Origin of the sequence: Algoriphagus sp. (genome assembly GCF_046296635.1) — a bacterium.
In the GTDB taxonomy this organism is placed as follows: Bacteria; Bacteroidota; Bacteroidia; order Cytophagales; family Cyclobacteriaceae; genus Algoriphagus.
Window position 1 is genome coordinate 137,048 of record NZ_JBKBKZ010000001.1, and the last position, 13,596, is coordinate 150,643.

The window sequence follows — 13,596 nt, forward strand, 5'->3', positions numbered from 1 at the left end:
AGTTTGGATTTCATATTGACGCAACTCCCCCTTTATTCGAATAATCAATCTTGACGAGTCAGTTTATCAAAGGGGGTAGGGGGATTTGATGCTTCGACAAGCTCAGCAAAGATTTGGGATTTGGAATTTGGTTTCCCGCAGATGTCCGCAGATTCTTATCGCTGATTACCGCTGATTTGGGATTTGGATATCGAATTCCGATTTTTTGTTCCCGCTGATCCTCGCTGATATAATTCGCTGATTCCAGCTGATTTTAAGAAACATAGAATTGAGTAAAGCCTTTCCAACCTCCTAACTTCCCAACTTCCAAACCTCCAACTTCCTACTTCCAAAACTGCCAACTGCGATTACTGCCTACTGAGACTGCCTACTGCGACTGAGACTGACCACTTACACTTCACCACCGACTACTAACAAACCTCCAAACTTTCCCCCCTTGCATTCGTTGACTTTCTAAACTTCGAATTTTTGAATTAACTTGAGGCCATGGATTTGGGAAACATTGTTTACATCGTTGCTGTATTAGCCTATTTCGTTTATCAAGCTACTCGAAAGAAAAAGGGTCAGGAAGAAATGACTGATTCGAATGAAAGATCCCCTGAGGCCCCTCAAAAAGGGATGACTTTCGAGGATTTGATGAAGGAAATTCGTCAGGCGCAAAATCCTACACCAGTTGAAAAGCCTGAGCCTGTTCGGCAGAAACCTGTAATCCAAGAACCTCAAAGGCCTGATCCCTACAGAACTAAGTCAATCCCTTCTCATATTCCTCAGCAGCCAAAACAAGTTTCCCGAAAACCAGTGGTTGTTGAAGAAGAGGATGAAGAAACAAGGTATTATGAAGGATCTTATGCTGCGACAAAGAAGATTCCATATCAGAATTTTAAGGAAGCAATTCCTTCAGCCGGTCTGATACCATCAATCAAGATGGATTATGATTCGTTGAAGCCGAAAAAATCAAATCCTTACGCACAGCTACTTAAGAATCCTAAAAGTCTGAGGGATGCAATTGTTGTGAGTGAGATTTTGAAACCAAAATATTTTTGACTTTGTAAAATTCTAAACTTTTTAATCCAGAAAAGATTTATAGTTCGTATTTAATCTCGAAAAAACAATCTAACCATGGACCAATCACTCGTTACCAAATCTGGAAGTTTGACCGAATCAAGAAGGAAATTTCTTGAGCGAACAGGTGCTTCTATCGTTCTGGCTACTTTTGGAGCTGCATTTTTCACATCCTGCTCTTCAACTGACGATGCAGATCCAGCAGTCCCACCAACACCTCCAGGGAATTCTTCCAACGGAATCACTATCGCTGGGAATACAATTTCAATTAATCTGACTTTACAAACAGGCTTAAATACATCCGGTAACTGGTTGCTAATTGAAAATGCAAGAACGCTCGTTGCAAACATTGATGGTTCATTTATAGCTTTAACTTCCGTATGTACCCATAGTGGGTGCGATAGGAATTGGACTTTCGCAACGAACAGATTTACTTGCACTTGTCATGGGTCAGTATTTGATCCAACTGGTAGAGTCCTACAAGGACCTGCTACAGCTCCTTTAACTCAATTTTCCACGCAGGTGACAGGTACTACTCTGGTGGTTACACGATGAAGTGGTTACTTATCCCCTTTCTCCTCTTTTTTAGTTACCAAGCATTTGGGCAGGAGTATTTGACTACAAAAGGGCAGGTGACTTTTTTGTCAAAAGCACCTCTGAATGAATTTGAAGGAAAATCAAGCTCTTTGAATGGATTGGTAAATCTTGAATCCAATTTGTTGGATTTTTTTGTAGATCTCAATACCCTTAAAACTGGCATTGGTCTGCGGGATAGCCACATGCGTGAAAATTACCTGGAAACCGAAAAATTTCCCTTCGCTGAGTTCACAGGGAAATTAGTTCAACTTCCTACCTTGATAATGGGTAATAAAACTCCAGTTAAAGCAATCGGTAAATTCAAAATTCATGGAGTTGAGCGAGAAATTGAAGTTGCAGGATTTTTGACCCTCGCTCAAAATGGAAAAGTGGAATTAGATGCAACTTTTGAAATTCTACTGTCAGATTATAAGATACCTCTGCCTAAATTGGTTTTCTATGAATTGGCCCAAGAACAAAAAGTGACGATTAATGCAATCTTAACCCAGAAAAAATGAGAAAGACAGTCCTATCGGTAATCGTGTTTTTTATTTCAATTATCCATACAAATGCTCAATTGGAGCGGAAACTTGAAAATGAGAATCAGCCTGTAGATCTAATTTTTCACGCACCAAGGCATATCAACTTGCTGACCGTCGAACCGCTTGAACGAAAGACCATGCACTTTGCGATCATGCATACATTCGGTACTTTGGATGGGGGCATTGAGAATCTTTTTGGGCTGGACAACGGTGCCAATATCCAATTTAGCTTTGAATTTGGCTTGAGTGATAAGCTTTCTCTTGGGGCTTCTAGGTCAAGCAGAGACAAATTCTATAATATTTATGGTCGATATTTATTGTTAGAGCAAACTCAAAATAACAACATTCCACTCTCTATCAGTCTTGCAGGTGGAGCAGGGATAATTAGTAATCCATATAATTTTTTACCCTCAACTGAGCGACCAGATTTTGCAGATCGGTTGGCCTATTTTGGGCAAGTGATGTTTGCACGGAAATTTTCAAATAAAGTCAGCATGCAAGTCAGTCCTATGATGGCTTATTTTGTCAATCCCAGACAAATTTATCAGATTGAAGGCAATCAAAATCTTTATTTGGCGCTTGGTTTTAGTGGAAAGTATAAAGTCACTGATCGCTCTTCACTAACATTACAGTATATCCCTAACCTCAATTCAGATCTAAGAAGCAATTTTGGAATCGGTTGGGATGTAGAAGCAGGTGGTCACGTGTTCCAAATGTACTTTGTCACATCGCAGGCGCTAAACGAGCAGTATTTGTTGGCTGGTGGAAATGGTGTTCCGGGAGAGGAGTTCCGCTTGGGATTCAATGTCAATCGGATTTTTGCTTTAGGTCAGAAAAAAAGAAAAGCTGTGAACTAAGGCCTAAAACTTAGGGATCTAACCTATTTATATCTTAGTCGATTTCCTTACAGATATCAACTCTGGTTTTCTATCAAATTTTTTTAGGTTAGCGTGTTTAACCCAAAATATGCATTGGCAATTCTATTTCGGCATTTAATTAATTCAAAACCAGACACTAAGTTGCTATTTTCTCCCGATAGCTATTGGGATCAGCACAGCTTTGCTATGCTTCCGTCTCCAAACAGCCTGATTTTTTTGCAATTAAATGCCTTCCCGACATTCGTCGGGACAGGCTATAACGAAACCTAATTCATAGTCTTGCTTGATTTTGTTATTTTTAGGTCAATTATCTAGCATGACCCAGCACCCCAGAATTCCGCTTTCCTTTCGAATTTCAAAATATTTGCTTTTCCGATTGGGACTTATTCTCAGTTTGGTTTTTGCGATATTGCTCAGCTGCCAAAGCAAAACTGGAGAAAACAATCAAGCAATTGAATCCTCAATTGAAGATTCATATGAATTATCAAAAACCTTTACTTTTCAAGACCTTACAGGTGATGAATTTTTGTTTCAGCCTAGTGATAAAAAGATAACTGTCATTCATTTTTGGGCCACTTGGTGCAAGCCTTGTTTGGAAGAGTTTCCGGAATTAAGAAAGGCATTACCGAAACTGGAAAACGACAGCACCCAATTCTTAATTGCTTCTGATGAGGATTTGGATCGAATTAAATCCTATCAAGAAAAGCATAAAACCGGCCTGGATTTAATTCGAATGACGAAAGGTTCGATGGCAGATTTCGAGCTTTATGCCTTACCGACCACAATTATTCTGGATAATCAAGGAAAGGAAGTTTACCGAAAAGCAGGAATGATATATTGGAATTCTTTCTCCTCGATCCAAGACCTAATAGCCGACAAACCATGAATCGGGTTTTAATTCTTTGTTTAGTACTAGGTGGATTGAGTTTGGGCTCCTGCAGACCTTCTGAGCCAGAATCTTATGAGTTAAAGGAGATTCCATTTCCAGGCTTGACAAAATCATCATTACCAGTGCTGTCCTCCGACGATTCCAGCCTAATCTTCTCTTGGGTAAGCATGCTTGATGACAATACGGTGCAGTTTTCTTATGCTTTTTTGGAAAATGGAGAAAGATGGTCCGAACCAACCTCCATTATAAAAGGATCGGATTGGTTTGTCAATTGGGCGGACTATCCCGCTATTGTACAAAACAAAGGAAATCTCCTCAGTTACATCCTCCAGAAGTCATCGGGAGGAAAATTCTCCTACGATGTCAAGCTCAATACCCTGGTCAAAGGAGGGGGAGAATGGGAAACAGGACTTCCTTTGCATACAGATTCCACGTTTACAGAGCATGGATTTTTATCGGCCATTCCGCTTTCAGATTCCACTTATTCGGTGACGTGGCTCGATGGAAGAAATAAAGGCGGTGGGGGTCATGACCATTCCGGGCACGCGGGCGCGATGAGCCTTCGTGTAGCTGAAGTGAACCTAAAAGGCAAAGTGATCAGTGATGTGGAATTGGACGATAAAACCTGTGACTGCTGCCAGACAACTTCTGCACTAACGGACCAAGGTCCGGTGATCCTGTATCGTAACCGATCGGATGAGGAAATCCGAGACATTGCCATCACCCGTCAGGTTAACGGCAAATGGACCGAGCCAAAAATTATCCATGCAGATGGCTGGAAGATTGCCGGCTGTCCGGTAAATGGGCCTAGGGCAGCTGCGATAAATTCAACAGTTCTAGTAGGCTGGTTTACCGCTTCAGGAGATTCGCCTCAGGTGCAATTCGCTTTTTCGGATAACTCAGGAGAGAGTTTCAAAGCTCCTGTGACAGTGGAAGGAAAAGTAATCGGTCGAGTAGATGTGGCTTTGCTTGATTCCAAAACAGGTATTGTATCCTGGATGGAGACGCTGGAAGAGGGTACTTTTATTCTGGCAGCCAAAATCAATGCTGATGGTAAAATGGGAACTACAGTAAAGATTTCTTCAATAGATCCCAGTCGCAAAAGTGGCTTTCCTCAAATGGAGGTGTTAGGCGATCGAGTGTACTTTGCATGGACAGAGGTAATTGATGAAAGTAGCACTATCAGGACCGCTTACTTTCCAGCCAATGGATTTGAATTATTCTGATTATCCGCAAACTTGCAAGTCAGTAAGATATATACTTTAGAAGTTGCGGCTAATCGTCCACACTTGTCCGCCGTGGTGGAGACGACGGTCGTCAAATCACAGCACGTTCTTATGAACTTCAAACAATATGTAAGAGGGCTAATGGTAAAAAAGCGGAAATCCATATAAATAATTGTGATTATCCGCTTTTTTGCTTGTCTAACAAATGGCCCTCTACTCGGCTCGGCCACGGTTTTTCTGTTTGAAAGGGGTGGGGTGTAATACGCGGCGCAGCCGCTTATTCCTCCCCTCCGCTAAAAACAAAATCAACGGACACCAAGCGAAGTCGAGGTGTAACTTTATAAAATTTTGCTACTGGCAGAATTGCCGATATACATATAAATAATTAACTGAGGTCTGCATTACTTATTTTTTTCGAACTCGAAATTTCGAATCCAAATCAGACCCTCACGATTTTCAATGAGGAGTTTTTGATCCTTGAGCCAAAGCTCAAGCGCATCGACATCCACTTGTTCTTTTGGATAGCTGTGCTTGTAATAATCATAAATCAATACCCTGAAATTTTGCGGGGGATTTAGCTTAAGAGAATCAAGTTTTTCGATTGGAAAAAGCAAATCTCGGGCAGATTGATTCTCTGAAAAAAGTACTTCTTTGCTGAAATCAATGAAGTTATTTGTAAGTATAAGTGATTGATTATCGGCGTTTGAAGTTTCTTGGGATAAAGTTTGAATTAAAAGATTGTATCCCTTTATTTTTTGCTGATAACTAATGGCTATTAGTGCTGGAATCAAGAGATAAATGCCAATAGTCCAAACTAATTTTTCGCCATGAAACACATAGATGATGACAATTGCGAAAGCCTGAAAAGCAGCAATTTTCCAGTCTTGTTGGATCAAACTAATTGCGACTCCAAGTAGAATTAGGCCAATTATTGTGAGTTTTAATTTCAGATCTCCCCTCCATTCTTCCCAACCTGTGGCAATTAAAAAGGCCAAAATCGGCACCATAATAATTAGGTGACGAGGATTAAGATACAGCGGATTGTAAAAGCGAAAATTGGTGCTCATAAACCAAAATAGACCAAGCATACTCAAAAAGGCCAAGCCAAACTCGATTCCAGGACTGGAGGTTTTGCGCCAGATTCTGTGCAAACCAGGAATTGCAAACACAATCCAAAGCCAGTAGGAACGCTCCACAAAGGTGATGATTGGAAGAACGGTCAATCGCTGCAGCATCACCCATGCACTCTTGTCTGCATAGGTAAATTCGGAGATGTAATGTCCATCCTGAATCGATTCAAATCGGTAAAAAGGACTTCCGAATTTGATCCAGAAATACCCCAGATAAATTGCACCAAAGGCTAGGCCCAAACCAACCAAGGTGTAATAGAATGCGAGATTCCGGTTTCCTTTTTTCCAATCAAAAACAAAAAGTAGGATGGGAAGTGGTGCGAGAAAGATGATGGTTTCCTTGGTGATAAATCCAAAAAACAAACCTGAAATCACCCCCAAAGCTGCGAGATAGGGTTTTTGACTTCGGTAGATAGCCGAGAACGGAACCAAAACCGTCCAGAAGACTAGCAGAGAATCAGGATAAACTTTGGTCAAAAAGTGCAGGAAATAGACTTGAATAGAAAACCAAATGACTAACACCCAAGGATTGAATTCTTTGGGTAAAACCTTTAAAAGCATGCCCAAAGTCCCGATATAACTGATCAATGAAATCAGTGAAATCCGATGTGGGTCAAACCCAAAAAGAAAGCCAACCAAACCTGATGGAACATAAGCACCCCAACGGGTGGAAAAGTGGTAGTCGTTAAATTCCATTGACCCTTCCCAGAATTTTTTGCCAGCAAGCAGGTAATAAACATCATCCGAGAAGGTGATTCCATCAAATGCGAAGAGCCAATAGAGGGAAAGGAAAGTGATCCCAAAAAATGATGCTGCTCTCTTCGGATGAACCTTAAAATATTCTCTGACGGACATTTTGTAAAAATAGAGAAGAAAAGGGGATACAATAGAAATAAGCTATGCGAAATACAAATTGAAAAATGCTTCGCGAAAAACACTTGTGAAATATTGTGGACAAAAGCGCAAATAGCGCAAGGTCTTCAGACTTGTGCTTAGCTAAATGCAGTCTTCAGACTGCTGTTTAATCAAAAATTAAAACTAAATCAGCTAAGAGACTGCATTATTTCTGGTCCAAGACTGAAGTTTTGAACCAACCTTGTCTTGAACCAAGCTTGTATTTCACCCGACGAAGGAGGGTTTATTTCAACTGTATTTCAATTGTATTTCAACTGTATTTCAATCATATTTCCATCGTATTTCAAGCCCTGTTAATTAGAAAATTTACTGACAATATGCGTCAGAGGTTGGTTAAATTCTAGTGTATTTACTTACATTTAGACACTAATCGTCAAAAGCTATGGCCCAATCAGGACAAATCGAACAGCAGAAAATCCTTCGCGTTTTCAAATTGATCAACCTTTTACAGGGAAATATCGGAAAGCCCGTTCACCGACTTGCCGAACTTTTGGAAACAGATGAACGCACGATTTACCGTTATTTCAAGCTTTTGGAAGCATTGGGTTTCGTGGTAATCAAGGAGTTTAACAAATACAAAATCAATGAGCGGCCTGAATATTTACCTTCCACTTCGACTTTTGGGAGCTTTTCGCAGGAAGAGAATCTATGGCTAAAGAGCCTTATCGAAAGTCAGGGTAAGTCGAACTTATTACGTGATTCATTGCTCCAAAAACTCCAATTGAAATCTGAAGTAAAGCAAGGTACAGAGCAGCTTTTCAAGGCCAATATGGGCCGATTCGTAGATCTGATTGGTCAGGGCATTTCTGGGAAAAAGCAAATCTGGCTTAAAGATTACTATTCACTCAGTAGTGATACGGTATCTGATCGATTGGTCGAACCTGTTGGTTTCTCCACAGATTATGAAACTATTCATGCTTTCGAACTCGAAAGTAAGAGTATGAAAGTATTTAAAGTTGAGCGCATTGGCGAGGTTGTAATCGGTTCAGGAAGCTGGAAATATGAATCCAAACACGAACTTCCTGAGCAGGCCTTATTTGGTTATTCAGGTAAAAAGAAGTTTCCTGTTAAACTGAAGTTGAGTAAAAAAGCCTTCCATTTGATGGGGGAGGAGTATCCCAATGCACGTCCCTATATGTCAATAAAGAACCGAAACCAATATTATTTCACTGGCGAAGTTGCTCAATTACCAGGTTTGGCGCGGTTCATTTTAAGTCTTCCCGGTGAAGTGAAGCTCGAGGCGGGTGAGGAGATGAAGGCGTATTTGAAGGAGCAGATGGCGAAGGGAGTTTTTTGAAAAGTGAGTTAGAAGCAAGATGCTAGAAGCAAGAAACAAGATTTTTTGATATCTAGAAAAGTAAAAGTTTATCTGGGTTTTTTCTATTATCCCAAATTCTAAGAACTATGATTTGATTTTCTCGATCATTATAAAAAATAGAAACATGAGTGAGAACCTTCATTCTTACCCCAAAAAAATCACTTTTCTTTCCAAGTGTTGGGAATTTGCACAAAAGTTGAATTGAGCTCTGAATTTTTTGATCAAGCTTTTCGCTAAAAGTATAGGACTTGTTGTGATTAGCCCAATAAGTATAAATCTCAAATCTGTCCTCAAGCGCCTTGTCTGTCCAGATTATTTCTTTTTCCATTCCTGAAATATCCGATTGGCTTGTTCGTACGTATGAGTTTTTCCTTCCTTTAAGTCATTCAAACCCTCATTTATAAATTCTTTTCCTATCTCGGAAAAAGAAATTAATGTTTCATCAGAATCAACTTGAAGTAAATTCAATACTTCAGTAAGAAGATCCATATTTTTTGAAGAGTTGATTTCCTCAATAATCTTCATTTTTAGCGTGGTCAATTCCATACTCTTTTTACGATTAATTTCCACCAAGTGTATTAAGTAAATATTCCAAATTCTAGGGAAAAGAATCAAGATACAAGAATAAAGATTGTCTTGATTCTTGTATCTTGTATCTAGGATCTATCCCTGATGCTCGTCTCTGAGCAGATCATTCACAGTCTTCACCGGATTGAAAGTGATCAAAGGAACTTCTACAAACAGCGTATTCCAGCCTGCCATAGCCCCATTCCAAAGTCCGGGAAGTTCCAGCGCTTTTAGATCGCGTCCATTCTTGGACTTCTCAGTGATGAAACCAGTTTGCATGTCTCGAAATTTCAAAAGGTCAAAGGAATTACCCCTGTAATCTTTGGTACCGCAGACTAGATCCACAGGATTGAAGTGTGTAGAAGCACTGAAATGAGTTTTTGAATTCGGGTCAGACAAATCAATCTGAGCTGTTTCGAGGATTTGAAGCGATAGAGATCCATCCTTTTCCTCAATCCAAAAAGGCCCACCTCCTGGTTCGCCGGTATTTCTTACCATACCACAAACTCGGATAGGACGGTTGAGTTTTGCTTTCAAAAAGCCGCCAAGTTCTTGAACTGGGGCTGTGGCAACTGTAGCCGGGATTTTACCTCCCAGAGAATTGGAATACACTTCGGCAGCAAATGCGACACTGTCTTTGTCGATGGCGGAATCCAAACCTTTCAAGGCTTCAAATACTTTTTCCTGAACTTCCAAAAGCAATCCTGCGATCGCCATTTTGTATTTTTTGGTCGGTTCTTTGAGTCGATCCGGTACGACATTGTCGATATTCTTGATGAAAATCAGATCCGCCTTGATGTCGTTTAGATTTTCCAGCAATGCGCCATGGCCAGCAGGTCGGAATAAAAGACTTTCGTCTTCTTCTTCGAATGGATCATTTTCCATTGTGACAGCAATTGTGTCAGTGGCTTTTTTCTGCGTCGAGTAAGTCACCTCAAACTCAAGACCACTGGTTGACTTTAGGTCAGGAAGAACTTTATTGATTTCAGCTTTGAATTTTTCCTCGTGCTCGGGTGACACGGTAAAATGGATTTTAACCGTATTCCCTTTTCCAATTCCATACTGCACACCTTCTACTAGATGTTCCTTAGCTGGAGTTCTGTTTTCTGAAGAATAGGCATGGAATCTTAAAAGACCTTTTGGCAGACTTCCATAACCCAGTCCATCCTCTGAGAGTAGTTCGTTTACGATTTTCTTAGCATCTCCAGAATCCAGACAAGCTTGAATGCTTGTTCCTTTTGATTTTAGCGATTCATCCAAATCTGCGTTGAAGGCGAATTTGGTGAGATTAGAAATAAATTTCTGGACAAATCCACTTTTTGAGATATCTCCGTCGCCTTCCAGAAATGAGAATAAATCTTTGAACATTCGGGAAGCGGCTCCGGAAGCCGGGACAAACTTCACTACATCAATTTTGGAAGCTTTTTCTGGGTACGTTTTAGTGAAATGTGCTAATTCTTTTTCTGTGAGCACTATGATTCCGTCACCCGGAGTTGCTGGAGCGGTGATTTTCAGAAAGGGAAATCCATTCTTAAAGTTTCCAATTTGCTGATCGACGGTGTCAGGGTTCATGCCCTGGGCCAATATTTTACTTTTGAGGCCTTTATCCATGATTTTTGGGGTTATAAAAGTTGTAAATGTAAGATAGCAGGCTTCTTCGCTTTGCTCAAATTCAACTGGGCATTTTTATTAAAAAAATTGAATAAAATTGGAAGGGGATTTAAAAACCACAATTTTTCAATTTTTTAGCCTTTTGATTTAGTGATTCGTTACGAGTTTTTGAATTTTCCAAGATTTTCAAAATATTCAAAAAAGTTTAATTTCAGGGCTTTTTGAGCTTTAACCGAATTTTATTCCCCGGTCTTTTTTGCGCTAAAATACTTTGACTTTCCTCGTCGAGCTGCAGGATTCTTGGATAGCCTCCTGTGACTTGAGCATCTTTTAAAAGAATTAAAATTTTTCCTCCTGAGGTGATTTGAACTGTGCCGGGAAAAACAGGATTGGTCGGAAGTTCTGGAAGTTTATTGTCCAATAATTCCAAGAGCTGTAGCCCCATTCTATTTGAAAGCTGAGAAATTTGAAAGGATTCAGAAAAAAGTCTTTCTCTTTGCTGTTCTTTAAGTAAATAAAAATCAGGGCCAGGATAAGCTTGGATTTCTTCACCTTGGTACCAATCCGAGGACCATTTAGCTTTTGCATTTAGAATTGGGGCAGCTTGCGAATCGGTGAAATACTGGATTTTCTCACCTTTCGAAAGATGTGACTCTTGAGTCAGACCTTGGTAAAAACTTCTGGAGTTAAGAATTTTTGGAGTTTTAAATCCATATCGGACTCCCATGTAAAGTCTCGATCCAGTGAGAAAAGCTCCAATCTCTAATACATCCTGAGGTTTGATGGAGATGAAGTTTGTTCCTTCTAGTTCCTCACCATTCAATCGAATGAGAGCTTGAGCACCTGCTATTGCAATACTGGTAGGTAAATCAAATTGAAGATGAAATCCAGGTTGCGAAATCTCCAAAACGGCATTATTTAAGTCATTTTGAAGGATATGGTTGACCCAAGCGAATGATTTCAGATCCATTGCTCCCGAGACTGGAATACCAAATTTAGCTTGCCCTGATCTTCCCAAATCCTGAATAGATGAACCTGGACTTGTTTTCAAAACAGTTGCGATTGCCATTTCCTTACTCATCGCTTTCTGGGAAAAGGAGGGGAAATCAGCATTTTTTCCATTTCATAGATATTTATGGGCTCAAATTTCAAGCGATCTCCAGGCGATGCAAATACCGGCGGATTCTTATTCACATCAAACAGCACGATAGGGCTTCTACCTATCACATGCCAGCCCCCGGGACTTTCTTGGGTGTAAATCCCTGTTTGTCTCCCTCCAATGGCCACCGATCCGGCATCTACCGTCCTATCTGGAACTGATTTGCGAGGAGTATGTAGTCTTTCGGGGAGACCGTTCAAATATGGAAATCCGGGAAGAAACCCAAAGAAGTGAAGTCTATAGGTCACTGAAGAATGGAGGTTTATCAGTTCATTTACTGTAATCCTATGTGCAAGTGCAACTGCGCCAAGATCGTACCCATAATCCGGATCATAGCAAACGGGGATTTCCCAGATTTGGGAGGAAAGATTTTTAGGTTTAATCTTGATTTTTTGGAATTGCTTCTGAAATGATGCTTGCGATTGTGCAGATTTCCAAGAAATACTCAAAGCAGTAAATCCTTGCCTAGCTTCGAAGAAATGTTCTTTCCATTCCTTTTCGAGAAAATCAAGCCATCCCAGTTGTATTGCTAATAAAAAGTCATCCGGAACACTCTCCCATTTAATTTCTCCCAAGACAGGACTAATGACCATATATTCCGCCCTTAGTTCCAAAATCGGTCTCGGACAAAAGGTAAAATTTCCACTATTCCCGGGTTGTCCCCATGAAAACAAATCGTCTCGGCATGAATCGGAATGAATTCACCGCTAATTAACTTTATGTTCCCTTGATTCATTATAGATTCCAAATGAGAAATTACCTGATTTTTTTGATTGAAAAGCGAATTTTCGACAGATCGGCTGACTAATTTATAATTTTCAGTGTAGGCTCGATCACCAAATATTTCCAGCCTGATGGGAAGCCCCACTTTGATCGCTGCTTTTTCAATTTCAGAATGGGGAGGAACAAAAAGTGGAATCTTTCCAAATTCTAATTTTAAGAAATTTACCAGAAGTGAAGCTATCATCACATTTTCTGCTGCATCATTATATAATGCACCATGAAATTTGATATGATCAATCGGAAATTTTTCCTCTTCAGAAACCTTGAGAAAAAGCTTTATCTGATCTTCAAGACTTTCAATTAATTTCTGTGGCTCAATTGGTAAAGATTTCCTTCCAAAATTTTCTTGGTCGGGGTAGGAAGGGTGAGCTCCTGCTTTCTTTCTAAATTTTTTGACTAAAGCCAAGGTATTTCTTATTGATTCTTGATTTCCAAAATGTCCACCACATGCGACACTTGCTACATCAATAAATGGGAGAATAAACTCCTCACCGGATATTCCTTCCCCCAGATCACAATTGATGGTATAATGGGTTTTTGGCATCGAATATTTTAAGCCTAAAAATACTTTGTACAATTACGGCCGCGGCAGGATTTCAAGCCAAATACCTCTGTCTGGATCAACAACTACTCTGACCGGTCCCAAAATCTGGTCACTAGTTTCAAAAATAACTAAGTAATTTCCATCAACCCAAGCGGTGACTTCCGCTCTTCTCCAGTCACCGACTACTGTGGCTTTGACATTAGAGGATAAGGCATTATAGGCAATTTCTCGATAGACATCGAGTGGGTCGCTATTGTCTGAAATGCTACAAGCATATGTGATCACCGACAATACTATGAGAATAGATAGAGAATAGATTCTTTTCATGTGGTTATAATTTGATTTTTAAAGGCCACATGGAATCTTCGCATGAATTATAACCATACCTCTGTGCGT

15 protein-coding genes are annotated in these 13,596 nt (G+C 40.1%); 7 read left to right on the forward strand and 8 right to left on the reverse strand.

Going from position 1 to position 13,596, the window contains the following annotated elements; translation table 11 throughout:
* Positions 1–486: 486 nt before the first annotated feature.
* From ACK4HU_RS00585 to ACK4HU_RS00610, 6 genes are all read left to right on the forward strand, one after another.
* Entirely contained in the window at positions 487–1,044 is a 558-nt protein-coding gene (locus tag ACK4HU_RS00585; RefSeq protein ID WP_409802828.1) for a hypothetical protein, read from the forward strand.
* A 75-nt stretch (positions 1,045–1,119) separates the two neighbouring features.
* Positions 1,120–1,617, forward strand: coding sequence for a ubiquinol-cytochrome c reductase iron-sulfur subunit (locus ACK4HU_RS00590; RefSeq protein ID WP_409802829.1), 498 nt, complete (start codon positions 1,120–1,122; stop codon positions 1,615–1,617).
* Positions 1,614–2,156: a YceI family protein gene (locus tag ACK4HU_RS00595; protein ID WP_409802830.1), complete on the forward strand. Its 543-nt coding sequence runs from the start codon at positions 1,614–1,616 to the stop codon at positions 2,154–2,156. The genes ACK4HU_RS00590 and ACK4HU_RS00595 overlap by 4 nt, the downstream gene beginning before the upstream one ends.
* Complete coding sequence (locus ACK4HU_RS00600; RefSeq protein ID WP_409802832.1) at positions 2,153–3,037, forward strand: DUF5777 family beta-barrel protein; 885 nt, start codon at positions 2,153–2,155, stop codon at positions 3,035–3,037. The genes ACK4HU_RS00595 and ACK4HU_RS00600 overlap by 4 nt, the downstream gene beginning before the upstream one ends.
* A gap of 337 nt (positions 3,038–3,374) precedes the next feature.
* A complete protein-coding gene (locus ACK4HU_RS00605) occupies positions 3,375–3,944 on the forward strand; it encodes a TlpA family protein disulfide reductase (protein WP_409802833.1) in 570 nt (189 codons plus the stop codon).
* Complete coding sequence (locus ACK4HU_RS00610; RefSeq protein ID WP_409802835.1) at positions 3,941–5,173, forward strand: hypothetical protein; 1,233 nt, start codon at positions 3,941–3,943, stop codon at positions 5,171–5,173. The genes ACK4HU_RS00605 and ACK4HU_RS00610 overlap by 4 nt, the downstream gene beginning before the upstream one ends.
* A 401-nt stretch (positions 5,174–5,574) precedes the next feature.
* Here the strand turns inward: ACK4HU_RS00610 and ACK4HU_RS00615 are convergent, their stop codons facing one another.
* Positions 5,575–7,158 (reverse strand): hypothetical protein, encoded by a 1,584-nt coding sequence (locus tag ACK4HU_RS00615; RefSeq protein WP_409802836.1) that lies wholly within the window; start codon positions 7,156–7,158, stop codon positions 5,575–5,577.
* Positions 7,159–7,600: 442 nt separating this feature from the next.
* Here ACK4HU_RS00615 and ACK4HU_RS00620 point away from each other — a divergent pair, with 442 nt between their 5' ends.
* On the forward strand, positions 7,601–8,515 hold the full coding sequence (locus tag ACK4HU_RS00620; RefSeq protein WP_409802837.1) for a helix-turn-helix transcriptional regulator: 915 nt from the start codon (positions 7,601–7,603) through the stop codon (positions 8,513–8,515).
* Positions 8,516–8,567: 52 nt separating this feature from the next.
* Here the strand turns inward: ACK4HU_RS00620 and ACK4HU_RS00625 are convergent, their stop codons facing one another.
* The 7 genes from ACK4HU_RS00625 to ACK4HU_RS00655 all read right to left on the reverse strand — a co-directional run bounded on the left by ACK4HU_RS00625 (position 8,568) and on the right by ACK4HU_RS00655 (position 13,527).
* Entirely contained in the window at positions 8,568–8,864 is a 297-nt protein-coding gene (locus ACK4HU_RS00625) for a type II toxin-antitoxin system RelE/ParE family toxin (RefSeq protein ID WP_409802839.1), read from the reverse strand.
* Positions 8,849–9,082, reverse strand: coding sequence for a hypothetical protein (locus ACK4HU_RS00630; RefSeq protein WP_409802840.1), 234 nt, complete (start codon positions 9,080–9,082; stop codon positions 8,849–8,851). The genes ACK4HU_RS00625 and ACK4HU_RS00630 overlap by 16 nt, the downstream gene beginning before the upstream one ends.
* A 117-nt stretch (positions 9,083–9,199) precedes the next feature.
* Positions 9,200–10,714, reverse strand: a complete 1,515-nt coding sequence (locus ACK4HU_RS00635; protein WP_409802842.1) for a DUF4301 family protein — start codon at positions 10,712–10,714, stop codon at positions 9,200–9,202.
* Between the two features lie 211 nt (positions 10,715–10,925).
* Positions 10,926–11,795, reverse strand: a complete 870-nt coding sequence (locus ACK4HU_RS00640; RefSeq protein WP_409802843.1) for a biotin-dependent carboxyltransferase family protein — start codon at positions 11,793–11,795, stop codon at positions 10,926–10,928.
* On the reverse strand, positions 11,792–12,466 hold the full coding sequence (gene pxpB / locus ACK4HU_RS00645; protein WP_409802845.1) for a 5-oxoprolinase subunit PxpB: 675 nt from the start codon (positions 12,464–12,466) through the stop codon (positions 11,792–11,794). The genes ACK4HU_RS00640 and pxpB overlap by 4 nt, the downstream gene beginning before the upstream one ends.
* Positions 12,467–12,477: 11 nt before the next feature.
* Positions 12,478–13,200, reverse strand: a complete 723-nt coding sequence (locus ACK4HU_RS00650; protein WP_409802847.1) for a LamB/YcsF family protein — start codon at positions 13,198–13,200, stop codon at positions 12,478–12,480.
* Between the two features lie 33 nt (positions 13,201–13,233).
* Entirely contained in the window at positions 13,234–13,527 is a 294-nt protein-coding gene (locus tag ACK4HU_RS00655) for a hypothetical protein (protein ID WP_409802848.1), read from the reverse strand.
* Between the last annotated feature and the right edge of the window lie 69 nt (positions 13,528–13,596).